22 protein-coding genes and 1 tRNA gene are annotated in these 23,725 nt (G+C 55.9%); 10 read left to right on the forward strand and 13 right to left on the reverse strand.

Annotated elements, in window-relative coordinates; genetic code table 11:
- The first annotated feature begins 107 nt into the window (after positions 1-107).
- Positions 108-183, forward strand: a tRNA-Lys gene (locus tag JK231_RS04830).
- Positions 184-631: 448 nt separating this feature from the next.
- Here the strand turns inward: JK231_RS04830 and JK231_RS04835 are convergent.
- On the reverse strand, positions 632-2,113 hold the full coding sequence (locus tag JK231_RS04835; RefSeq protein WP_211728103.1) for an AlkA N-terminal domain-containing protein: 1,482 nt from the start codon (positions 2,111-2,113) through the stop codon (positions 632-634).
- 353 nt (positions 2,114-2,466) lie between these two features.
- On the opposite strand from JK231_RS04835, the gene JK231_RS04840 reads away from it, so the two are divergent.
- The 3 genes from JK231_RS04840 (at position 2,467) to pnuC (ending at position 4,909) form a co-directional block, all read left to right on the forward strand.
- Complete coding sequence (locus JK231_RS04840; protein ID WP_211728104.1) at positions 2,467-2,964, forward strand: methylated-DNA--[protein]-cysteine S-methyltransferase; 498 nt, start codon at positions 2,467-2,469, stop codon at positions 2,962-2,964.
- 135 nt (positions 2,965-3,099) lie between these two features.
- The gene (gene nadA, locus JK231_RS04845; RefSeq protein ID WP_097117408.1) at positions 3,100-4,161 is read left to right on the forward strand and encodes a quinolinate synthase NadA; all 1,062 of its coding nucleotides are present in this window, start codon (positions 3,100-3,102) and stop codon (positions 4,159-4,161) included.
- A gap of 25 nt (positions 4,162-4,186) precedes the next feature.
- Entirely contained in the window at positions 4,187-4,909 is a 723-nt protein-coding gene (gene pnuC / locus JK231_RS04850) for a nicotinamide riboside transporter PnuC (protein WP_160832591.1), read from the forward strand.
- Here pnuC and zitB read toward each other — a convergent pair.
- The 4 genes from zitB to JK231_RS04870 form a co-directional block, all read right to left on the reverse strand.
- Positions 4,903-5,868, reverse strand: a complete 966-nt coding sequence (gene zitB / locus JK231_RS04855; protein ID WP_211728105.1) for a CDF family zinc transporter ZitB — start codon at positions 5,866-5,868, stop codon at positions 4,903-4,905. The two genes, pnuC and zitB, sit on opposite strands and share 7 nt — an antisense overlap.
- Entirely contained in the window at positions 5,837-8,923 is a 3,087-nt protein-coding gene (locus JK231_RS04860; protein ID WP_211728106.1) for an ATP-binding protein, read from the reverse strand. The genes zitB and JK231_RS04860 overlap by 32 nt, the downstream gene beginning before the upstream one ends.
- A complete protein-coding gene (locus JK231_RS04865; protein WP_160832588.1) occupies positions 8,905-9,489 on the reverse strand; it encodes a response regulator transcription factor in 585 nt (194 codons plus the stop codon). Before JK231_RS04865 ends, JK231_RS04860 begins: the two co-directional genes overlap by 19 nt.
- A 102-nt stretch (positions 9,490-9,591) precedes the next feature.
- Positions 9,592-9,951: a YbgS-like family protein gene (locus JK231_RS04870; protein ID WP_160832587.1), complete on the reverse strand. Its 360-nt coding sequence runs from the start codon at positions 9,949-9,951 to the stop codon at positions 9,592-9,594.
- Positions 9,952-10,245: 294 nt separating this feature from the next.
- Here JK231_RS04870 and aroG point away from each other — a divergent pair, with 294 nt between their 5' ends.
- On the forward strand, positions 10,246-11,298 hold the full coding sequence (aroG, locus tag JK231_RS04875; RefSeq protein ID WP_211728107.1) for a 3-deoxy-7-phosphoheptulonate synthase AroG: 1,053 nt from the start codon (positions 10,246-10,248) through the stop codon (positions 11,296-11,298).
- 63 nt (positions 11,299-11,361) lie between these two features.
- Here aroG and gpmA read toward each other — a convergent pair whose 3' ends face one another.
- From gpmA to modE, 6 genes are all read right to left on the reverse strand, one after another.
- A complete protein-coding gene (gpmA, locus tag JK231_RS04880) occupies positions 11,362-12,114 on the reverse strand; it encodes a 2,3-diphosphoglycerate-dependent phosphoglycerate mutase (RefSeq protein WP_160832586.1) in 753 nt (250 codons plus the stop codon).
- 152 nt (positions 12,115-12,266) lie between these two features.
- A complete protein-coding gene (gene galM, locus JK231_RS04885; RefSeq protein ID WP_211728108.1) occupies positions 12,267-13,301 on the reverse strand; it encodes a galactose-1-epimerase in 1,035 nt (344 codons plus the stop codon).
- The gene (gene galK / locus JK231_RS04890) at positions 13,295-14,443 is read right to left on the reverse strand and encodes a galactokinase (RefSeq protein WP_160832584.1); all 1,149 of its coding nucleotides are present in this window, start codon (positions 14,441-14,443) and stop codon (positions 13,295-13,297) included. The genes galM and galK overlap by 7 nt, the downstream gene beginning before the upstream one ends.
- On the reverse strand, positions 14,444-15,487 hold the full coding sequence (gene galT / locus JK231_RS04895) for a galactose-1-phosphate uridylyltransferase (protein ID WP_211728109.1): 1,044 nt from the start codon (positions 15,485-15,487) through the stop codon (positions 14,444-14,446).
- A gap of 304 nt (positions 15,488-15,791) precedes the next feature.
- On the reverse strand, positions 15,792-17,264 hold the full coding sequence (modF, locus tag JK231_RS04900) for a molybdate ABC transporter ATP-binding protein ModF (RefSeq protein WP_211728110.1): 1,473 nt from the start codon (positions 17,262-17,264) through the stop codon (positions 15,792-15,794).
- Between the two features lie 76 nt (positions 17,265-17,340).
- Complete coding sequence (gene modE / locus JK231_RS04905; RefSeq protein WP_211728111.1) at positions 17,341-18,123, reverse strand: molybdenum-dependent transcriptional regulator; 783 nt, start codon at positions 18,121-18,123, stop codon at positions 17,341-17,343.
- Between the two features lie 117 nt (positions 18,124-18,240).
- Here modE and JK231_RS04910 point away from each other — a divergent pair, with 117 nt between their 5' ends.
- From JK231_RS04910 to modC, 4 genes are all read left to right on the forward strand, one after another.
- Positions 18,241-18,399: an AcrZ family multidrug efflux pump-associated protein gene (locus JK231_RS04910; protein ID WP_013508338.1), complete on the forward strand. Its 159-nt coding sequence runs from the start codon at positions 18,241-18,243 to the stop codon at positions 18,397-18,399.
- 129 nt (positions 18,400-18,528) lie between these two features.
- The gene (gene modA, locus JK231_RS04915) at positions 18,529-19,302 is read left to right on the forward strand and encodes a molybdate ABC transporter substrate-binding protein (protein ID WP_211728112.1); all 774 of its coding nucleotides are present in this window, start codon (positions 18,529-18,531) and stop codon (positions 19,300-19,302) included.
- Entirely contained in the window at positions 19,299-19,991 is a 693-nt protein-coding gene (gene modB, locus JK231_RS04920) for a molybdate ABC transporter permease subunit (protein WP_097117397.1), read from the forward strand. Before modA ends, modB begins: the two co-directional genes overlap by 4 nt.
- Positions 19,991-21,049, forward strand: coding sequence for a molybdenum ABC transporter ATP-binding protein ModC (modC, locus tag JK231_RS04925; protein ID WP_211728113.1), 1,059 nt, complete (start codon positions 19,991-19,993; stop codon positions 21,047-21,049). The genes modB and modC overlap by 1 nt, the downstream gene beginning before the upstream one ends.
- A 154-nt stretch (positions 21,050-21,203) precedes the next feature.
- Here modC and JK231_RS04930 read toward each other — a convergent pair whose 3' ends face one another.
- Positions 21,204-22,022 (reverse strand): pyridoxal phosphatase, encoded by an 819-nt coding sequence (locus tag JK231_RS04930; RefSeq protein ID WP_211728114.1) that lies wholly within the window; start codon positions 22,020-22,022, stop codon positions 21,204-21,206.
- Positions 22,023-22,171: 149 nt separating this feature from the next.
- Here JK231_RS04930 and pgl point away from each other — a divergent pair, with 149 nt between their 5' ends.
- The gene (gene pgl, locus JK231_RS04935; RefSeq protein ID WP_160832576.1) at positions 22,172-23,167 is read left to right on the forward strand and encodes a 6-phosphogluconolactonase; all 996 of its coding nucleotides are present in this window, start codon (positions 22,172-22,174) and stop codon (positions 23,165-23,167) included.
- 34 nt (positions 23,168-23,201) lie between these two features.
- Here the strand turns inward: pgl and JK231_RS04940 are convergent, their stop codons facing one another.
- The gene (locus tag JK231_RS04940; RefSeq protein WP_034821147.1) at positions 23,202-23,678 is read right to left on the reverse strand and encodes a kinase inhibitor; all 477 of its coding nucleotides are present in this window, start codon (positions 23,676-23,678) and stop codon (positions 23,202-23,204) included.
- Positions 23,679-23,725 lie beyond the last annotated feature (47 nt).

The following is a 23,725-nucleotide window of genomic DNA, read 5'->3' on the forward strand; positions in this document are numbered from 1 at the left end:
GGTCGTTAGCTCAGTTGGTAGAGCAGTTGACTTTTAATCAATTGGTCGCAGGTTCGAATCCTGCACGACCCACCATCAAGTTTAAAGTTGTAAGCCGCTCCTCGAGCGGGTCGTTAGCTCAGTTGGTAGAGCAGTTGACTTTTAATCAATTGGTCGCAGGTTCGAATCCTGCACGACCCACCACTATGTAGAAAGGCGCCCTAAAGGCGCCTTTTTGCTTTTCTGCGTTTCTCAAATCTTCAATTCTTCAATTCTCAAAGTTTTAGCTGAACTTGCTATGAGTCCGTGCGTCAGCCCGTCAAGGCGGGACGGATCGCGAAGGAGTCTCACATCCCTGTGGATCGGCCTCGCCATCCATGGCTCGGACGCTTTGCTCTTCCGCTCCCGCCTTGCCGGACTTATGTGGCTTTGGTTAATGCTTTTAAAAAACCGCAGAGATGTGCCATGAAGGCGGCAATAAGGGGCGGTGAAGTAAAGCTTGTGGCGCAGGGATGCGCCACCAGAGCCTACGGGGATGTATTCACGGCGTCTTTACGCAACCGCCCCTTATTGTCGACTGGAACGCTCTGTCGTTGTTTACTAGCAGCTAGAATGCACGACGGATGACCCCATTCCCAAAACGTACGCACAGTCATGCCTTTTTCTTTTTGTCAGCCGATTTATCAGGCGTCAAACTCTTCCAGATATGCAACACCGCATAGCTGCGCCACGGGCGCCAAACCTGCGATAACTGCTCTGCCACTTTGGCACTCACCCCACCAAGATTATTACGAATCGCAATATCCTCTTTAGGGAACGCATCCGGCCAGCGCAGGGCGCGCATGGCGATATAACTCGCCGTCCATGGCCCTACGCCTTTCAATGCCAGCAGCTGCTGCTGAACCACGTCAGGATTCACCGCGCCATTAAAGCGCAGCGCACCGGAGGCGCATGCCTGTGCCAGCGCCTGAATCGCCTGCGAGCGGGCGCTCACAATACCGAGGCTAGCAATATCATCAAGGGTTGCGCTAGCGAGGGATTCCGCCGTCGGAGGCAGGCGAGAAAGTTCCGGCCATGGTGTCACTAATGGCTCGCCGAAACGCTGCGCCACACGACTGCTCAAGGTGGTCGCAGCCTTAACCGTCACCTGCTGGCCAAGAATTGCGCGCACCCCCAACTCAAAGCCATCAAACGCCCCAGGAACGCGTAACCCAGGATAACGTGCCAGACTCTCAGCTAACAACGGATCCTGGCTTAGCTGCTCGCTGATGCGTTGTGGTTGGGCATCGAGATCAAACAGGTCGCGCAGGCGACGCAGCAGAGCAGGCAAAACCGGCGTCAAGGTGGTGGTGAACTGCACCTTGAGTGCCTGCTTCTCAGGCAAATGGCTGACGCGTACCCAGCCCCGACAGTTCCCCAGCGCCACGGTGCGGTGATAAGCACCTTCACTGACCCACTCGGCCTCTTTCATCACACGCTGCTGAAGAAAATCCAAAATGGCATCCCAGTCATAAGGGGGGCGATAACTCAGACGCAATTCCGCGCTCTCTTGTACGGTGGTCACGCTCTCTGGTTGACTCTGCTTGCGCAGACGCGAAGGCGTCATACGGTAGCGTGCCTGAAACACATCATTAAAGCGGCGCAAACTGCGAAAGCCACTGGCGTAGGCGATTTCGGTAACGGGCAATGAAGTCTCCGTCAGGAGTTGCTTCGCCAGCAGCATACGCCGCGTTTGGCGCAGCTCCAGCGGTGACACGCCCAGCTCCTGCTGGATCACGCGGCGTAGCTGGCGTTCACTCAGGTCAAACTCGTTGGCAATTTCGGCCAGGGTCTCTTGCTCTTCCAACAGGCCTTCTTCAATACGACGAATCAAGCGATCGGCGATGCGGTGATGACTATCGACCGGTGCGAAGCCCGGCGCTAACTCAGGACGGCAGCGCAGGCAGGGTCTGAAATGCGCTTTCTCGGCGGCTTCGGCGCTGCCAAAAAACAGGCAGTTCTTCTGCATCGGCGCTTTCACCGGACAAATGGGCCGACAGTAAATGCCGGTCGAGGTCACGCCAACAAAGAACACGCCGTCGAAACGACTGTCGCGCGAGGTCAGCGCCTGGTATGCAATCTCGGGATCAAACATCATCGTCTCCAGCAAATAAACCGCATATACCATCCAGAATTCAAAGCTCAGAAGCGGTTGGTTGCGCTCGTTCCCCTGAATCACTGACTTAAGTCAGCTCAGAGAGAAGATGAACCTCCTGAAGAAGGTTCCCCCTTCGGGCCAGCACAAGCGCTGTGCAAATCGACTGATCGGTTCGTCACTCGTTTGCCGCCTTCCTGCGCCTTGCACTATTTTGGGTATCGTCGCGCAAGTGGCTGAGCAAAACTCGCTGCTTTCGGACAGCTAACCAGTTTATGCTCATGACCGAAAACAGCCAGTTTATCGCGGCAGAAGTGCGATAATGACACACTGATTTATGCCGGAGTTGCCTTATGTATCATGCCAAAATCATTCCCACGCCAGTTGGTGAGCTGACGTTGATTGCGACCGATAACGGGTTATCAGCGATTCTGTGGGAAAACGAAGGCTCGCAACGCGTGCCGCTGAAACCCATCAGACGTAACGATCAGCATCCGATCCTGTGTGAGGCCGAACGCCAGCTGCGCGAATATTTTGCCGGAGAGCGCCAGCAGTTCGACATGCCTTACGACACGGTCGGCACTGAATTCCAGAAAAAAGTCTGGCAAGCGCTGCTCACCATTCCGTTTGGTGAAACCCGTAGCTATCAGCAAATTGCGGAACAGATCGGCAACCCGAAAGCCATGCGCGCGGTGGGGGCGGCCAACGGTAAAAATCCTCTGTCGATCATGGCGCCCTGCCATCGGGTGATTGGCAGCAACGGTAAGCTCACTGGTTTCGCGGGCGGTCTGGCGGTCAAAGCGTTCTTGCTGGAACTGGAAAACCCGCAGAAATCGTTAGGTGGCTTGTAAACCGCATAAAAAAGAGACGACACTCTCACGCAATTCCGCTATCGTGTTTAGCATATAAAACACGATAGCGGTTTTGATGCCGCATCATCGCTGTAACAGGCGATTTTGTTAAATTGAGAAAACGAGAGCCGTGTCATGAGTCTGATGTTCGATCCTGAAAGCGCGATTTATCCCTTTCCGCCGAAACCGGCGCGTCTCAGCCAGGATGAAAAATCCCACTACATCTCTGAAATCAAACGCTTATTAAAAGAGCGCGATGCGGTGCTGGTCGCGCATTACTACACCGATCCTGAAATTCAGGCGCTGGCGGAAGAGACCGGCGGCTGCGTCTCGGACTCACTGGAAATGGCGCGCTTCGGCAGCACCCATCCGGCAAAAACGCTGCTGGTGGCGGGCGTGCGTTTTATGGGCGAAACCGCCAAAATTCTCAGCCCGGAAAAAACCGTGTTGATGCCGACGCTGCATGCAGAGTGTTCACTCGATCTTGGCTGCCCCATTGAGGAGTTCAATCGCTTCTGTGATGAACATCCGGACCGCACGGTGGTGGTGTACGCCAACACCTCAGCCGCCGTTAAAGCGCGCGCGGATTGGGTTGTCACCTCCAGTATTGCGGTTGAGCTGATTGAACATCTCGACAGCCTCGGTGAGAAAATTATCTGGGCACCGGATCGCCATCTGGGCCGTTACGTCACCCAACAGACCAAAGCGGATGTGCTGTGCTGGCAGGGCGCGTGCATCGTGCATGACGAGTTCAAAACTCAGGCCCTGCAGCGCATGAAAACGCTCTATCCGGAGGCAGCGATCCTCGTGCATCCGGAATCCCCGCAGGCGATCGTCGATCTGGCGGATGCTGTGGGCTCCACCAGCCAGCTGATTCAGGCGGCGAAAAACCTGCCGCATCCGCAAATGATCGTCGCCACCGATCGCGGCATCTTCTATAAAATGCAACAGGCGGTGCCGGATAAAGAGCTGCTGGAAGCGCCGACGGCAGGTGAGGGCGCGACCTGTCGCAGCTGCGCGCACTGTCCGTGGATGGCGATGAATGGCCTGAAAGCCATTGCCGAAGGGCTGGAGCACGGCGGCAGCGAGCATGAAATCCATGTCGATGATGCGCTGCGCGAAGCCGCATTGATACCGCTTAACCGCATGCTAGACTTTGCAGCACAACTCAAACTCAAGGTGAAAGGGAACGCGTAAGGCGGCTTTCATACAGGTGCAGATCATGGACTTCTTCAGCACACAAAATATTTTGGTTCACATTCCTATTGGCGTGGGTGGCTACGACCTGTCATGGATCGAGGCGGTGGGCACCCTTGCGGGTCTGCTGTGTATCTGGCTCGCTAGCCAGGAGAAGATCATCAACTACTTCTTCGGGCTGATTAACGTCACCTTGTTTGCGGTGATCTTCTTCCAGATTCAGCTGTATGCCAGCTTACTGCTGCAACTGTTCTTCTTCGTCGCCAATGTTTACGGCTGGTACGCGTGGAGTCGTCAGAACACCGCCAATGAAGCCGCACTGAAGATTCGCTGGTTGCCGTTGCCGAAGGCGCTTGGTTGGGGCGCAGCGTGCATAATCGCCATTGCGCTGATGACGTTGTATATCGATCCGGTTTTCGCGTTTCTGACTCAAACCGCCGTGGGCATCATGCAGGGCCTTGGCCTGAACGTGGTGATGCCGCAACTGCAGCCGGATGCCTTCCCGTTCTGGGATTCCTGCATGATGGTGCTGTCGATTGTGGCGATGATTCTGATGACGCGGAAATACGTCGAGAACTGGCTACTGTGGGTGGTGATCAACGTGATTAGTGTGATGATTTTTGCCCGTCAGGGCGTGTATGCGATGTCGCTGGAATACGCGATTCTGACGTTGATCGCGCTTAACGGTTCCCGCTTGTGGATGCAAAGTGCGCGCGAACACGGGTCGCGCGCGCTGTCGAATCAGTGATGGTGATGGGCGTGACCATCCAGCGTGAGATGTTCATGTGAGTGCTGATGCGAGCTCTGCTCCGCGCAGAGTTCGCAATCATGACCGGTACAAGGCTGGTACTCCATCTGCACAGTGGCATGCGCAATCTGATAGTGTTCATGCAAATATTGATGAATACGTACCAGCAGCCCGTCATGATCGTAAGGTGGGATCACCTGCACATGTAATGTCAGCACCGGCTTCTCTCCCACCTGCCACACATGTATATGATGCACATTGCGCACTTCCGCGATGTTGCGTGTCAGCTCGCGTGCCAGTTTATCCACGTTAATCCCGCTCGGCGCGCCCTCCAGTAGCTCATGCAGACTTTCCCGCAGCAACGACCACGCGCTGCGTACCACCAATAGCGAAACCAGCAGTGAGAGAATCGGATCGATCGGTGTCCAGCCGGTCAGCATGATAATGATAGCGGCAACAATCGCGCCAACGGAGCCGAGCAGATCGCCCAGCACATGCAGCGCCGCCGCACGTACGTTGAGATTTTTTTCTTCACTGCCACGATGTAACAGCCAGAAAGAGAGCAGATTAGCCAGCAAACCGGCAATCGCAATCCCCAACATTAATCCGCCAGCAACCGGCTGAGGTTGATAGAAACGGCGCAGCGCTTCCCAGACAATCAGTGCCGTAATCACCAGCAGCGCGATGGCATTCACAAAGGCGGCAAGTGTGGTGAGGCGCAGTAAGCCAAAGGTGTGGCGGGCGCTGGGTTTGCGCTGAGCAAACTGCACGGCCAGCAGCGCCATCAACAGCGCGGCGGCGTCAGTGAGCATATGTCCGGCATCCGCCAGCAGCGCCAGCGAACCCGATACCACGCCACCAATCACTTCGGCAATCATAAACAGCGCGGTGACGCCAAACGCCGCCGCCAGACGCGTACGATTGCTGTTATGCGCGCCGTGAGAATGAGTGTGTGCCATAACTTTCCAGTTGTTCCAGTAACCTGTTCGTTAATGATATCAGTAAATTGAGGGCATCATCGTCCAGACGCTGCTGTTTTGCCTGATCGGTGAGCTGCTGACAACGTTCGGCCATCTCATCCATGCCGAGCAACAGCCAGCTGCCTTTCATGCGATGGGCGGCACGCTCGACAGCGGGCCAGTCATGCTCGACGCTGGCCGCCAGTAGCGCATCGCGATCCTGCTGCAGCGTGCGTTGCAGTGTCTGGCAAATGCGCGGGATAAAGGCCTCATTGTGCTGGGCCAGAATCATTAAACTGTCGGGCAGTTGTCGGAGAGGATCGCGCACCGTGCGTGTCAGCAGAGCCGCGAGATCATCCAGCTCAATCGGTTTCAACAACAGCGCTTCGTCTTCTTGCAACGCTACCTTGAGCAGTTGCACGTCGGCGGAGCAGAGTACGCGCAGTGCTGGTTTGCTGCGTCGCTGCTGGCGGCGGCGTAAGATGCGCAGCAGTGTTAATCCATCCGGGCGTGGCATCATCTGGTCAATCAACAGCACATCAAACGGCTGAAGCGCATCGGCGCGCAACAGGCTACGCCCCTCTTCGAACACCTGCGCCGTGATAGCGAATCGAGCCAGCTGCTGCTGCAAGACCAACAGATTGGTGGGATGGTCATCAACAATCGCCACCCGCAGATGCGGATAGCGCGGCCAGGCAGCATGGCGTTCGGTGGGCGCATCCTCACAGAGGTCGAGCGGCAATATCACCTTCACTGTGGTGCCTTGTTCCGGCGCAGAAGTCAGCGTTAACTGGCCGCCCATACGTTGCACGATCTCGCGGCAGATAAATAAACCCAGGCCGCTGCCCTGCACGGCGTGGCTTTTGCCCGACGGTGCCTGATACCAGGGTTCAAACAGCTGCGCTTGTTCGCTGAGTGGAATACCGCTGCCGCTGTCGGCGACCGTTAACTGAATCTGATCGGTGACGGCGAGCGACAGCCTGACTTCACCCTGGCGCGTGAACTTCAGCGCGTTGGCCACCAGATTGTTCACCACCTGCTGCAGGCGATCGCCATCCAGCATCACGCGCGTCGGCAAGGGCGTGAGCGCCTCAACCAACAATATCGGACCGGATTCGCGCATCAAAGGGTGATAGAACTGCAGCTGTTGCTGCAGCCAATCTGCCAGATGGAGCGGATGCGGTGCCAGGCGAAAACTCTGATTCTCAATGCGTGCATGGTCTTGCAGATCGTTCAGTAGCGCCATCAGCGAGCGCGCACTGCTGTGCATCAGTGTCAAACGCTCGCTAGGATGCTGCTGCTGTTCGAGTTCCAGCAGGCCGAGAATCGCCTGCATTGGCGTGCGCAATTCGTGGCTGGCGGTGGCCAGAAACTGACTTTTGGCGGCGTTAGCGCGCTCTGCTTGTTCACGCTGCAGGCGATCGCGCCGCTGTTGCAGGTAGCGGCGCAGCAGCAGCACTAACAGCAGCAAAATGATCATCCCGGCCGCCATCAAAATCATCAGCGGCACATTGCGCATCGCCATAGTGGTGCCTGGCTGGGGCGGCTGCGACCAGTTAATGCGCATCTGATTGAGCGTATCCGCTGGGATTTGCTGCAGTGCATGATCCAGCAACCCCTGGAGTTGCGGCTGATCCTGGCTTACCTGAGGTGCCAGCGGCCAGGCAACATCGCTGGCGGCAAAGGCTAAATGGACACGATTATCCGCGTGGCTGGCCATGCGCCAGCGTGCAGACAGGACATTATCTACCAGTGCATCAATCTGACCGCTGTTCAGGGCTTGCCAGAGCTGGGCACGGTCATCGAACAGTTGGGGCGTGATGTTCTCAGGCAGAAGCCGTTGCGCCAGGTCGGCGCGCAGTACGCCCACTCGCTGATGTTGCAGGGATTGCCAGCTCATCGGCTGCTGCGTATTAAGCGTGTAAATCCCCCAAATCGCGCGCCACACTGGCAATGTGTTGCTGCTGGTATCGTCGCCGTTCAGGGGTTGTAGCAAATTCAGCATCACCTGATGTTGCTGCATCAACGTCTGCGCCTGTTGGGGATTGCTCACCCAGCGCGGTGTGAAACGCAGCCCGGTGCTTTGGCTTAACGCATTAAGCAGATCAATACCAAAGCCGCGAGCATTGCCGTTGCCATCGCGATAGCTCCAGGGGGCATTATCCACTTCTGCGGCATAAGGAATCTCGCTCTGTGCGGACAGCCATTGCTTCTCAGCAGCCGACAGCATCAGCGTTTGCGTATCCTGATAACGCAGCAAAGGCGGGCTCCAGCGCTGTTGCACGCGATTACTGAACTCCGCGGGCAGCAGGCGCAGCTGGGTATTGAGCCAGTGGATCAGCGTGGGATCGCGCGCCAGTGCGCGTAGCGACAGTTCACCGGCGCCGGGATCGGCGGTGATCTGGTAAATCTGCCCCTGTTGCAGCTGATTAAGCAGAAAGCCGGCGCTGGTTTCATCCGCCACCAGATAGTCACTCTGCTGATTGAGCAGCGCATACAGCGCCTGTAAATCGCCTGGCAGGCTGTGCCAGCGATGGTTTTGCACAAAGGCATCAGGCAGTTGTGCCAGTGTGGCTTCCGCGATGGTGAGCTGGGCATTTTCACTGTTGAACATCACCGCGCGTTGATTATCACGATTGCGGTAAATGCGGATCGGACTGTTAACCCAGCTGTCGCTGACCAGGATGTTTTCCGGCAGCTGTGCATGTTCGTTGCTCAATACGAAATCGACCTCACCGCGCTCCAGTGCCGCCAGCTGCTGGGAACGATCGGCGTAACTTTGCAGGCTAAAGCGCGTGCCGGTGAGTTGGCTCAGCGCGCTAAGGTAATCGGCATCAATCCCCCAGATACGATCGCCAATGCGCATCGCCCAGGGCGCGCTGTTTTGCGCCGGGACGGCAACGCGTAAGGTGGGTTGCGGCCATGGCTCGACATGCGGTGCGGGCATCATGGCGGGGAGCATCACGCTGCTGGCGGGCTGTAAGTCGGCGCGAGCCGTTAAGCTGATCAACAGCAGACACAGCCACAAGATGACTTTCACTGTTGGGCTTTCCACAGTTCGGCCAGCTCCACCACCGACTGCACGCCGGTTTTCTCCAGAATGTTTTTCTTGTGGGTGCTGACGGTTTTATTGCTGATATGCAGTTGCTCGCCAATCTGCAAATTAGACAGCCCGCGCACTAGCAGTGCGACGATTTGCTGTTCTTTCTCGGTGAGCGGCAGCTCGATACGCTCGGGCAGCGGCGGAAAAGCTTGCTGCCCGCCGAGCACCGCCAGAATCGCACTCAGCAATTGCGCCATGCTCTGGCTTTTTACCACATAGCCCGCCGCACCAAGCGACACGGCACTCAGCAAGGTGTGGCGACTCTGCTGTGCGGAATAGATTAACACCGGGCAATTTGGATCGCGGGCGCGCAGACGGCGCAATAATTCGAGGCCATCGCTGTCCGGCAAGCCAATATCGAGCACGATGAGATCAAATTGATGGTGCTGTAAAAGCTGGCGCGCTTCAGCTTCAGTCGCGGCGGCGTGCAGTTTTACCGGGATAGGGGAGTGAACACAGGCCGCTTCCAGAGCGACTTCAACTAACGGATGGTCATCAATAAGCAGCAGTGAAGCCATGAAACAGTTCCTCTGAATTTCATGGTTTTAGCATAGCGGAAAAGCAGGTGCGGAAATACAAAGGGAGAGCCGAAGCTCTCCCTTTGTGTGACTAAAAAAAGATTACTGTGAAGTGCCGTCAGTTTTCTTGTTGACGTCTCCACCACCTTCCTTCGTTTCAACTTTTTTGTTTACATCCGGGCATTTACCATCTTTACACATGGTATTTTTGTGAACTTCTTCAGCGGACATATTGCTGGAATCAGTGCCGGAAGTCGCCGCACTGTTAGCATTGGTGCTACCGTTATTGATTTTGCTGTTATCAACATTATTCGGTGGCAGATTCTGTTTAGCGCCACCTGCAGCCGCGCCAGCTTCCGCTGAGGCATTCGCTTCACCATTATTATTCGCTGCAGCCATTGCTGCACCGCTGCCCAGGGTCATCGCTGCCGTCAGAAAGATAATTGCAAACTTATTCATCATTATGCTCCTTTAATCGATGGAGAGTTGCCGTCAAACACCACGGGTGCTGAGTGACGAAAATAACGTACCGTGACGGAATATAATTCCATCGTTAACGCTTCGCTTAAAAATTAAATAGCGCAAGAACCTCATTCCTCAGTGCTTACGTTTAAAAAGCTTAGTTCATGAGCGTATAAATGCAAATTTCACAGAAGCATTTACGCGAGCGTGGAATTTACACTCGCAGCCTGAAGGGATACATTTAACGGGTTGCGCCCGGCGAACGCGGGGCCAGAAATTTGAATGGAATTATGTATGGATTATCAGAACGACGATTTACGCATCAGAGAAATCAAAGAATTATTACCGCCTGTTGCTTTGCTCGAAAAATTCCCCGCTACCGATAAAGCCGCTGAAACCGTTGCTCAGGCACGTCAGGCTATTCACCGCATTCTGCACGGCAAGGACGATCGCCTGCTGGTGGTGATCGGTCCTTGCTCAATCCACGATACCGAAGCCGCTAAAGAGTACGCGAGCCGTCTGCTGACGCTGCGTGACGAGCTGAAAGGTGAGCTGGAAGTGGTCATGCGTGTTTATTTCGAAAAACCGCGTACCACTGTGGGGTGGAAAGGGCTGATCAACGATCCGTTTATGGATGGCAGCTTCCAGATCAACGATGGCCTGCGTCTGGCGCGTAAGCTGTTGGTGGATATCAACGACATCGGTCTGCCAGCGGCAGGCGAGTTCCTTGATATGATCACCCCACAATATATGGCGGATCTGATGAGCTGGGGCGCGATTGGTGCGCGTACCACCGAATCCCAGGTGCATCGTGAACTCTCTTCCGGTTTATCTTGCCCGGTCGGCTTCAAAAACGGCACCGATGGCACCATCAAAGTGGCCATCGACGCGATTGGTGCCGCCAGCGCGCCGCATTGCTTCCTCTCCGTCACCAAATTCGGTCATTCGGCGATTGTCGAAACCAGCGGTAACGAAGATTGCCATATCATTCTGCGCGGCGGCAAAGAGCCGAACTACAGCGCAGAACACGTGGCAGCGGTGAAAACCGGTCTGGAGAAAGCGGGCTTGCGTCCGCAGGTGATGATCGACTTTAGCCATGCCAACAGCAGCAAGCAGTTCCAGCGTCAGATGGTGGTCGCTGATGATGTGGCGCAGCAGATCGCGGGCGGTGAGCAGGCGATTACTGGCGTGATGATCGAGAGCCATCTGGTGGAAGGGAATCAGAGCCTCGACAGCGGTAAAGAGCTGGTTTACGGCCAGAGCGTCACCGATGCCTGCATCGGCTGGGAAGACACCGAGAAAGCCTTGCGTCAACTGGCGCAGGCGGTCAAACAACGCCGCGGCTAATTGCTTAACGCGCAATAAAAAAGGCCAGACTCGCGTCTGGCCTTTTTGTTTTTAAGCCGGGAATTACCTGGCTTTACCCTGGTTAGCCACGGCTGCAGCTTTCGCGGCAATCTCGTCGGCATCACCCAGGTAGTAACGCTTCAGCGGTTTGAAGTTCTCATCGAACTCATACACCAACGGCACACCAGTTGGGATGTTCAGTTCGAGGATTTCATCTTCGCTAAGGTTATCGAGGTATTTTACCAACGCACGCAGTGAGTTACCGTGTGCTGCAATGATCACTTTCTCACCGCTTTTGATGCGCGGCAGAATGCTTTCATTCCAGTAAGGAATAACACGTTCGATGGTCAGTGCCAGGCTCTCGGTGGTTGGCAGCTGTGCGTCGGTCAGTGATGCGTAACGTGGGTCGTGGCCCGGGAAACGCTCATCCGCACGATCCAGTTCTGGTGGGGTGATGGCAAAGCCACGACGCCACTGTTTTACCTGATCGTCGCCGTATTTGGCGGCGGTTTCAGCTTTATCCAGACCCTGCAGCGCACCGTAGTGACGCTCGTTCAGACGCCAGGTTTTCTCAACCGGCAGCCACGCCTGATCCAGCTCATCCAGCACGTTCCACAGGGTGTGGATGGCGCGTTTCAGCACGGAGGTATAAGCGAAATCAAACACGAAACCTTCTTTCTTCAGCAGCTGACCGGCTGCTTTGGCTTCGGTGCGACCTTTGTCTGACAGATCCACGTCATACCATCCGGTGAAGCGGTTTTCCTGGTTCCACTGGCTTTCGCCGTGTCGCACCAGAACCAGCTTAGTTACGGCCATAGCTTAACTCCTTAATGCTTGATGTTTCGATGATTATAGAAACCGGCTGCGGCCACCTGAAAAGCGGCACACTGATAGCGCCATACCATAGCGGAAAACAACGCACGGCGTAAGCCTGTCGCTAACGCAGTGCGCGTTTTTCATCCGCTGGCTTACTGCGGTGTGAAGCGATAACGCGTCACAGACTGCCAGCGATCGCCGGGTTGCAGCCAGCAATCAGGCTGCGGCCACTCGGTATGGTTGGGCGAATCCGGTAAAAATTCACTCTCCAACGCGATGCCCTGGAAAGCAGTATAGCTGCCCTGTTCACGGGCGCGTGTTCCATCCAGATAGTTGCCGGAGTAGAACTGCAGCGCCGGTGCGGCGGTAAACACGGTCAGCGCCAGTTTGCCATCGGCCGACCACAGTTCGGCTGCGGGCTGAGTGCTGTCGCCAGCGGTGCTGAGCAGAAACGCGTGGTCATAGCCTTTCACCGCTTTTTGATCGTCATCGGCGAGGAAGTCATCCATCACACACTTCGGTTGATTGAAATCGAAGCTGGTGCCGGCCACGGCTTTCAGTGGCGCGTTAGGGATGCCTTCGCTATCGACCGGTAAGTAACGATCCGCGTGCAGTTGTAAGCGATGCTGGCGTGCATCGCCATGATGCGCGTCAAGATTGAAGTAAGCATGGTTGGTGAGGTTCACCGGGCAGGGCTTGTCGGTCTGCGCGTCATAGGTGATCGACAGGCAGTTATCATCGCCAAGATGGTAAATCACTTCGGCAATCAGGTTGCCAGGGAAACCCTGATCGCCATCGGGTGAATCGATACGATAGTGCACTTCGGTCTCGCTCTGGCTGACAATTTGCCAGCGGCGCTTATCGAAGCCTTCCGGTCCGCCGTGCAGTTGATGCGCACCCTGATTAGCGGCCAGCAGCAGATTTAGCGGCTTAAGCTCAGCCGAAGCGATGCGGTTGGCGTAGCGGCCCACCGTCGCGCCAAGGTAAGCATCCTGATGCAGATAGTCCGATGGTGTGGCGCAGCCGAGCAGCGCTTCACGCACGCTGCCATCCTGCATCGGCACGCGCGCGGAGAGCCAGGTCGCGCCCCAATCCATAAAAGTGACCACCATGCCGTTGCGATTGCGCAGCACGGTCATGCGCCACGGTTGCCCGTCTGGCGCATGAGAGTTGACGTCGCTTACCATTGGCCCGCTCCTGCTGACGCTTTGCACACGTAGAAGGTTTCTTTGATGCCGGTCTGCGCTTCGTATTTTTCGGCAACCGCGGCTTTCACCTGATCCACCAGTTCGGTTGGCATCAGTGCCACGATGCAGCCGCCAAAGCCGCCGCCGGTCATACGCACGCCGCCACGCGGACCGAGCTCTGCCTTGACGATCTCCACCAGCTGATCGATAGGCGGTACGGTGATTTCGAAATCATCACGCATTGAGGCGTGGGATTCGGCCATCAGTTCACCCATGCGCTTCAGATCGCCACTGCTCAGCGCATCGGCGGCTTCCAGCGTACGGGCATTTTCGGTGATGACATGGCGCACACGTTTTGCCACCAGCGCATCCAGCTGCGATTCCGACGCGGCAAACTCTTCCAGCGTGACATCGCGCAGCGCCGGTTTGTTGAAGAAGCGTGCACCGGTTTCGCACTGCTCACGGCGGGTGTTGTACTCGCTGCCCACCAGGCTGCGGCGGAAGTTGGAGTTGATGATCACCACCGCGACATCTTCCGGCATCGAGACGGCGCGTGTGCCGAGTGTGCGGCAGTCCAGCAGCATGGCGTGATCGGGCTGACCCAGCGCAGAAATCAGCTGGTCCATAATGCCGCAATTGCAACCAACGAACTGGTTTTCCGCTTCCTGACCGTTAACCGCAATCGCAGCGCCGTCCAGCTTCAGCTGATAGAGCTGCTGGAACACGGTGCCGACCGCCACTTCCAGTGACGCCGATGAACTCAGGCCCGCACCCTGTGGCACGTTGCCGCTGATCACCAGATCGGCACCGCCAAAGCTGGCATCACGCTTCTGCAGATGTTTCACCACACCGCGCACGTAGTTAGCCCACATCGGCTCTTTTAACGCTTCAATCGGCGCATCCAGCGAGAAGCTGTCTTGTTGATTGTCATAATCAACCGCGACCACGCGCACCTGGCGGTCGTCACGTTTGGCGCAGGCAATCACCGTCTGGTAATCAATGGCGCACGGCAGCACAAAGCCGTCGTTGTAATCGGTGTGCTCACCAATCAGATTCACGCGGCCTGGCGCCTGAATGCTGTGCGTCGGTTGATAGCCAAAGGTGTCAGCGAAAACCTGTTGAGTAGTGGACTTTAATGACATTTATTGCGCCTCGCGGAAATGGATATCGCTGACAGAACGCAGACGTTCTGCTGCCTGTTCCGCCGTTAAATCACGTTGGGTTTCGGCCAGCATTTCGTAGCCAACCATAAATTTGCGCACCGTGGCTGAACGCAGCAGCGGCGGATAGAAGTGGGCATGCAGCTGCCAGTGATCGTTGGCTTCGCCGTTAAAGGGCGCGCCGTGCCAGCCCATCGAATAGGGGAAGGAGCACTGGAATAGGTTGTCATAGCGGCTGGTGAGCTGCTTGAGCGCCAGCGCCAGATCGCTGCGCTGGGCAGCGGTCAGATCGGTAATGCGTTTGATGTGGGCTTTTGGCAGCAGCAGGGTTTCAAACGGCCACGCGGCCCACCATGGCACTACGGCCAGCCAGTGTTCGGTTTCTACCACGGTGCGGCTGCCATCTTTCAGCTCGCGTGCGGCGTAATCCACCAGCATCGGCGAACCTTTTTCGTCAAAGTAGCGGCGCTGATTATCATCTTCTTTTTGCGCTTCATTAGGCAGAAAACTGTTAGCCCAGATCTGGCCGTGCGGATGGGGATTTGAGCAGCCCATCGCTGCGCCTTTGTTCTCAAACACCTGCACCCATGGATAGTGCTGACCGAGATCGGCGGTTTGTTCCTGCCAGGTGCGCACGATATCTTCCAGTCCGCTGAGCGGCAGTTCCGGCAGCGTTTTACTGTGGTCTGGTGAGAAACAGATCACCCGGCTGGTGCCGCGCGCGCTCTCACAGCGCATCAGCAGATCGTCGCTTTGCGGCGCATCGGGTGTATCGGTCATCAGCGCGGCAAAGTCGTTGGTGAAAACATAGGTGGTTTTATAATCGGGGTTTTTATCCCCGGTGATACGGGTGTTGCCGGCACACAGGAAGCAATCAGGATCATGCGCAGGCAGTTGTTCCAGCGCAGGCGTTTCCTGCGCACCCTGCCATGGACGCTTGGCACGATGCGGTGAGACCAACACCCACTTATCGATCAATGGGTTATAACGGCGATGCGGATGATCAACCGGATTAAATTTTTCCATAACGAGTCCTGGTAAACGGCAAACGGATCAAAATCACTGCGATCAAGGTAGCACAAAGGCGGGCCCCAAAGCGTGATCCAGTCTGGATAAATGGTATCGTTTACACAAGGTGACGATTCTCATTTTGTGGGGTTGTAACGCGCGTTTGCTGAAATACCAGGCGGGTAAATGGTAGCGGTTACATCGGCTATTCAATGAGGTGAATATTAATGCGCACGCGACAATGTAAAAGGGTTTAGCAGAAGACCGGATTGAAGCATAAATATGCCCCTACGATGCAGGGGCGGGGTTGATGACGACGAGGTTATCGCAAATCATCCTGCTGGAATCCGTATCCTTCATCCTGCTTCACAAAGCTCAGGCGATGAGTAATACACTGCGGCGCATCTTCGGCGTGGTGTGAGACAAACAGCAACTGCGTTCGTCCTTCACCAATTAGCACATCAACAAAGCGGCGCACCAGCTGGCGGTTAATTGGATCGAGCCCCTGCAGCGGCTCATCCAGAATGAGCAGGGTAGGATGTTTGACCAGCGCACGCGCAATCAGCACCAGGCGCTGCTGGCCCCATGACAAACCGTGGAACGGCGCATCGGCCAGATGATTGTCCATGCCCAGTAAGGCCAGCCACTGGCGCGCCAGCGCTTTCTGCCGATCCGAAGCGGGTTGATACAAGCCAATTGAATCGAAAAAGCCCGAGAGCACCACGGTGCGCACGTTACAGCTGACGCGATAATCGAGATGCAAACTGCTGCTGACGTAACCAATGTGCTGTTTGATGTCCCAAATGGTTTCACCGCTGCCGCGACGGATACCAAACAGGGTTAAGTCGTTGCTGTAGCCTTGCGGATGATCGCCGGTCACCAGACTCAACAGAGTGGATTTACCCGCGCCGTTGGGCCCCACAATTTGCCAGTGCTCGCCGGGATTCACCTGCCAGCTCAGCCCGTCGATCACCGCTTTATCGTTATACGACACCACGCCATTACGCAGAATCACGCGTGGCGCGTCTTCCGCCAGCTGCGGCAACTGATCCGGCGCATCCGCTTCTGGCAACGCCATGCCGTCGAGTTTCTCACTGTGTGCCAGTTGCGCAACCAGTGCTTCTGCCAGTATCGCCTGGCGCTCACCGACGTGGGTGAGAGTGCACTCGGCCAGCACACCGACCTGTTGCACAAAGTCAGGAATATCGTCAAAGCGGTTGAGCACCAGCACCACGGTAAAGCCATGCTGGTGCAGATCGCTCAGCGTCTCCGCCAGGCTGGCGCGTGAGGCAACATCTAATCCATCGAAAGGTTCATCGAGAATCAATAAATCGGGCTGCGCCATCAGCGCCTGGCACAGCAGGGTTTTGCGGGTTTCGCCGGTGGAGAGGTATTTGAAGCGGCGATAGAGCAGATAGGTGATGCCAAACTGCTGGGCCAGCGCCTGACACCTCGCCTCATCCTTCACTTCATCCTGAATGATCTGTGCGGCGGTGCGGCCGGTATCATCTTCGCCTTCACTCAGCAGATCGGTGTTGTTGCGTTCCCACTCCTGCGCCACCAGCTTTTGCAGCTGCTCCAGCGAGAGGCGCGTGCGACGCTGAAAGTCCTGGGTAACCGCGCCTTTACCCGGCGAGAGTTCACCAGAAAGTGCGCGCGCCAGGGAGGATTTACCGCTGCCGTTGGCGCCGACGAAGGCCCAGCTTTCGCCGCTTTTAAGAGTCAGATCGTTGAGGGACAGTGCTCGGGTGTCACTAAGGTGAAATATGCCTTGCGAAATTTGCAATGAAGCCATGATTCATTCCGTTTTATGCATCGTGTTACTCAGTTGTAGCGAGCGACGCAGACGAAGTCAAATCATGGCCTGGTTTTCAGAGCAGTGTGGCGATGATGGCGTGTTCCGCATTAAAACTGGCGGTTACGCTGCTGCCCGGCTGCAGATTCTGCTGTTGCACCTGCGCGTTGTTCACCGTTGCACACAGGGTTTCACCACTCGGCAATGTCATCAACACTTCGCTGACCTGTTCACCTGGCTCGATGGCGCTGATCGTTACCTGCAATTGATTATCGCTGTTTACCACATCCCGGCTCACCTGAATCCACGGTGCTTTGATCAGCACCAGCACCTCTTTGCCACTGTCGAGCTGCAGACGTTCGGCACTGCGTTCGGTGATTGCCACCTGCAAACGCGTGACGCCGTCGGCCAGCTGAACCTCAATGTGCTGCTGCACCTGATGGTGATCGCGCGCCATCACCGTGCCAAATAGCTGATTGCGCGCACTGGTTTGCAGGGAGAAACGCGCAATCGCCGCCAGTAAACTGTCGAGCGGCAGGCTGTCGTTTTGCAGCGCATCAAAAGCTTTCTGCTGGATCTGCTCCATCAGGTGAAACAGCTGAATCAGACGCTCGCCATAGCGCGTCAGCTGCGCGCCGCCGCCGCCTTTGCCTCCGGTGGCACGGTCGACTAAGGTTTGATCAGCCATCTGATTCATGTCGTTGATGGCATCCCAGGCACTTTTGTAGCTGATGCCCGCTAATTTAGCGCCCTGGCTGATGGAGCCGGTTTCCTGCACGCGTTTCAGCAGTTCGATGCGACGAGGGTCGGCAAACAGCTTCTGCTGAAGACGAATGTGAAGAGAAAGTTCTGCCTGCATGTCAGCTCCTTAAGTGAGTACGACAAGTGTAAGGCCAAAAGTAAAAGCACGAAAAGGGCAGTGCGTTTTTTTCCCTAACCGTTACAATCACTTTTTTATTTTCTGCGTGAGGTTTCCATGCTGGAACTGCTTAAAAGCCTGGCTGTGGCTGTCATCATGGTGCCAATTGTGATGGCCATTATGCTCGGTCTGATTTACGGCCTGGGTGAAGTGTTCAACGTCATCTCCAAATTTGGCCGCCGCGACGATCGTCCTGCCAACAGCTCGCAACACTGATTTTACAAGCGCCCGCACTCAGCGGGCGTTTTTTCTTTAACTTCCCCTCAATCCTGCCGATATTAAGTTCATGACAGCATTTGTTCCCACGTTGTATTATCGAATATATAACGTAACAAGGAGTAAAAAATGCTGAAAATCAATTACCGCTGGGCTGCTATTACCGTACTGACTGTTTCCATGGCCGGTCACGCTGTGGCGGCAGAGAAGATCACCGTGTTTGCTGCGGCATCGTTAACCAATGCGATGCAGGATATTGCCACGCAATATCAGAAAAAGAGCGGCGTTGAAGTGGTATCGTCCTTCGCTTCATCCTCGACGCTGGCGCGCCAGATCGAACAGGGGGCACCGGCCGATCTGTTTATCTCTGCTGATCAGCAGTGGATGGACTATGCGGTGGATAAAAAGAGTGTGGTGGAGAACACCCGCTACACCTTGCTGGGCAATGATTTAGTGTTGGTGGCACCGAAAAGCGACAGCGCAAAAGCGGTGACTATCAATGCAAAAACTGACTGGAAAAGTTTGTTGAAAGGCGAACGTCTGGCGGTGGGCGATCCGGATCATGTCCCGGCCGGGATTTATGCCAAAGAAGCGCTGCAAAAGCTGGGCGCGTGGGATACGGTGTCGCCGCAGCTTGCACCGGCTAACAACGTCCGTGCCGCATTGGCGCTGGTCGAACGTAATGAATCACCGTATGGCATCGTGTACGGTTCTGATGCGGTTGCCAGTGACAAAGTGCAGGTAGTAGGACGCTTCCCGGACGATAGCCACAAGCCAGTGGAATATCCGATGGCGGTGGTAAAAGATCATCAGAACGCAACGGTTGAAGCCTTCTACAAATATTTGCAGGGGCCGGACGCCGCTGCTGTGTTTAAACAGTATGGATTTGCGCCGAAGAAATGATACTCAGTGATCCCGAATGGCAGGCCGTGTTTCTCAGCTTAAAAGTCTCCAGCGTAGCGGTGCTGTTTAGCTTGCCGTTTGGCATCATGATGGCCTGGATTCTGGCACGTTGCCGGTTTCCAGGTAAAACCTTACTCGACAGTCTTATCCATTTGCCGCTGGTATTGCCACCGGTGGTGGTGGGATATCTGTTGCTGATTGCACTGGGCCGACGTGGATTCATCGGCGAGTGGCTTTACGACTGGTTCGGTTTCACCCTGGCCTTTAGCTGGCGTGGGGCGGTACTGGCTTCGGCCGTGATGGCTTTTCCGCTGATGGTGCGGGCGATTCGTCTGGCACTGGAAGCGGTGGATACCAAACTGGAACAGGCAGCACGCACGCTCGGTGCCGGTCGCTGGCGCGTGTTCTTCACTATCACCTTGCCGCTTACGCTACCGGGCATCATTGTCGGTACCGTTCTCGCTTTCGCCCGTTCACTGGGTGAGTTTGGCGCCACCATCACCTTCGTTTCGAATATCCCCGGCGAGACGCGCACCATTCCCTCGGCGATGTTCACCCTGATTGAAACCCCCGGCGCAGAAGGCACTGCCGCACGCTTGTGTGCGGTGGCCATTGCGCTGGCGCTGTTATCGCTGGTGGCCTCTGAGCTGTTGGCACGTTGGGGCCGTAAGCGGCTGGGGGCAGCCTGATGCTTAATCTCAATATTTCCCAGTTGCTGGGCGATCACCAACTGAACGTCAACGTGCAGGTTCCCGGCAGCGGCATTACGGCTGTTTTTGGTGTATCCGGTGCGGGCAAAACGTCGCTGATCAACGCGATTGGCGGTTTGACACAGCCGCAAAGCGGCCAGATTCAGCTCAACGATCGTCTGCTGTTTGATTCGGCGACGCAGGTCAATCTGCCGCCGGAAAAACGCCGCGTTGGCTATGTGTTCCAGGACGCTCGGCTGTTTCCGCACTATCGGGTGCGCGGCAATTTGCAATATGGCATGGCTGCTGCCATGAAGCCGCAGTTTAACGCGCTGGTGGCATTACTGGGCCTTGAGCCTCTGCTGAGCCGTTTTCCGGCCTCGTTGTCAGGCGGCGAGAAACAGCGCGTGGCGATTGGCCGTGCACTGCTTACCGCGCCCGACATCTTATTGATGGATGAGCCGCTGGCGTCACTGGATCTGCCACGCAAACGCGAACTGATGCCGTATCTGCAAAAGCTGGCGAAACAGGTCGATATTCCGATTCTCTACGTCTCGCACAGCCTGGATGAAATTCTGCAACTGGCGGACAACGTGCTGGTGCTCGACAGCGGCAAAGTCAAAGCCTTTGGTTCGCTGGAGAAGGTGTGGAGCAGTGCAGCCATGCGCCCGTGGCTGCCGATAGCCGATCGCAGCAGCGTGCTCAGAGTGCAGGTTCTGGAACAGCATCCCGATTACCCGATGACGGCACTCTCTTTGGGGGATCAGCATATTTGGGTAAGCCGCGTCAACCAGCCGCTGAAAACCGCACTGCGCATTCGTATCGCTTCTGGTGATGTGTCGCTGGCCTTGCAGCCGCCGCAAAACACCTCGGTGCGCAATATCCTGCCGGCTCAGGTGGTCGAGTTATTGGAGATTGACGATCAGGTGGAAGTGAAGTTGCGCATTGGCATTAGCGAACTGTGGGCGCGAATTTCGCCGTGGGCGCGAGATGAGCTGGGGATCCGGCCCGATCAATGGCTGTATGCGCAAATTAAGAGCGTGGCGATCACGGCTTGACCTTAGGGTCATCAAGGGCGATCAGACAAAATGTGTGCGATGTGCGGATGAAAGCACCCGGTGTGACCCTCATTATTAACAATCAGGTGCAGCAGCGGCCGCACCTTAAGCATTCGCAAGGTGCGCCGTGGTGCGCACCGCGAACATCCTGTGCTTACAGGACTTCCTGATAAATCACTTCGGCAATACCTGGCTCCAAATTGGTGCCAATCACCTTTTTGCTGCGCGCTTTAATCGCGTCATCAGCATTGCCCATCGCCACGCCTAAACCGACCTGTTCCAGCATGCTGAGATCGTTGTAGTTATCGCCGAACGCCAGCACATCCTGCATGCTCAAGCCCTGACTTTCTACCCATTGCGCCAGACGCTTACCTTTACTGTTGCCTGCCTGAGCAATATCCACCTGATCGTGCCACGACCATTCACACGCCAAACCGAGTTCCGCTTCGGTGCGCTCAGCAAACTGCTGTAATGCACGGGTGTCAGGATGGGAGAGGGCGAACTTCCAGATGGATTTTGCATCCAGCGCTGCCTGCGCCAGGCTTGGCACCTGCAGGAACAGCGGACGCTGCGCTTCCGGCAGAGATTGTGCCCAGTTCAGAGTGCGCGTCACGTGGCCCGTCGGCTCCTGATACAGCATCGCATCATCGACATACAGCAGGCCGTGAATGTTCTCCTGATCGAGCATCTCAATCACGCGGCTCGCCTGGCTTTTTTCCAGCGGATCGGAAGCCAATACTTTTTTCGCCTGATAGTCGTACAAGTAGGTGCCGTTACAGCAGATTGCGGGTGTATCCAGCTGCAGCGCCTGATAAAAAGGATGAATGGCGCAGTGGTGGCGACCGGTCACAATCAGCACTTTGACCCCCGCCTGTTGTGCGCGGGCTAAAGCTTCGATCGATTCAGGCAAAATGGTTTTAGTAGGGGTCAGCAGGGTGCCGTCGAGGTCAAGGGCGATTACGCGGTAGCTCATTACACTTTCCGTCCGGGAGTTAGCAAAGCATTGAGTCTACACCCGGCAGCGGCCCTGAGACAAAAAACAGGGCACAAATGAATCCAGCGCGGCAAAATGAAACGCGCTACAGTTATCCCTTTCATCAGGCAGCGAATAAGGAAAAACGCATGAAACAAGTCGTGTATACCGCCAGTCCCGAGAGCCAGCAGATCCATGCGTGGCAGTTGCAGGAAGATGGCGCACTGACGTTATTGCAGGTCACGGATGTGGCCGGTCAGGTGCAGCCGATGGTGGTGAGCCCGAAGAAAGATTTCCTCTATGTCGGTGTTCGTCCGAATTTTCGCGTATTAGCGTATCGCATTGCGGCCGACGGTTCTCTGAGTCTGGCGGGTGAAGCGCCACTGCCGGGCAGCCCAACGCATATTTCGACCGATCGCCAGGGTAAATTCCTGTTCTGCGGTTCTTACAATGATGCATGCGTCAGCATCAGCCCGATCGACAGCGATGGTTTGCCGCAAGCCCCAAGCCAGGTGATTGGCGGCATGGATGGCTGCCATTCAGCCAATATCGATCTCAGCAACCAAACGCTGTTTGTGCCAGCACTGAAGCAGGATCGTATTTGCCTGTTCCAGCTTAACGCCGATGGCACTCTGGCACCGCGCGAGCAAGCACAGGTCACCACAGTTGAAGGTGCGGGTCCGCGCCATATGGCATTCCATCCAAATGGCGCGTACGGCTATGTGGTGAATGAACTTGATAGCACCGTGGATGTGTGGGCACTGAACAACGTGCATGGTCAGGTTGAGCGTGTGCAGAGTCTGGATATGATGCCAAAAGATTTCAGCGACACGCGCTGGGCGGCTGATATCCATATCACGCCAGACGGCCGTTTCCTCTATGCCTGTGACCGCACCAGCAGCACCCTTACTGCATTTAGCATCAGCGAAGATGGTTCAGTGCTGGCGATTGAAGGTTATCAGCCAACCGAAACCCAGCCGCGCGGCTTCAATATTGATAACAGCGGTCAGTATCTGGTGGCGGCAGGACAGAAGTCGCACCATATCGAAGTCTACAAGATTGCCGATCGCGGTCTGTTGCAACCGCTGGCGCGTTACGCGGTGGGACAAGGCCCGATGTGGGTGGTGATTCACACCCTGGATTGATGATAAAACGGCGCCATTCGGCGCCGTTCTCATTTTAAGAATACAGAACTGTGATCGACGCGCTTGCCAGTGCATGGAAGTGCACATTAAAGCCGACCATGGCGCCGCTCGCGCCGGCGTCGACATCAATCTTATCGGTGTCCATCGCGTGCACAGTAAAGATATAGCGATGCGGATCACCCTGTGGTGGTGCTGCGCCACCGTAACCGGTTTGACCGAAGTCGGTACGGGTTTGAATCGCACCCTGCGGCAGCTCGACCACGCCTGAACCGGAACCTTGTGGCAGCTCGGTGACGTCAGCCGGAATATTTGCCACTACCCAGTGCCACCAGCCAGAACCGGTGGGGGCATCCGGATCGAAGCAGGTCACGACAAAGCTCTTTGTCCCTGCAGGCACCTCATCCCACGCCAAATGGGGAGACAGATTGTCACCCTGACGTCCCATCCCATTGAAAACGTGACGTTCGGGCATTTTATCGCCGTCTTTAAAATCCTGGCTAACTACGCGCATGACTTCTCCTTTTTCCGTTGTGCAGTGTGCTCTCCATCATGGTGGAA

The sequence above is a fragment of the Pantoea sp. JGM49 genome (assembly GCF_018257655.1).
In the GTDB taxonomy this organism is placed as follows: domain Bacteria; phylum Pseudomonadota; class Gammaproteobacteria; order Enterobacterales; family Enterobacteriaceae; genus Pantoea; species Pantoea communis.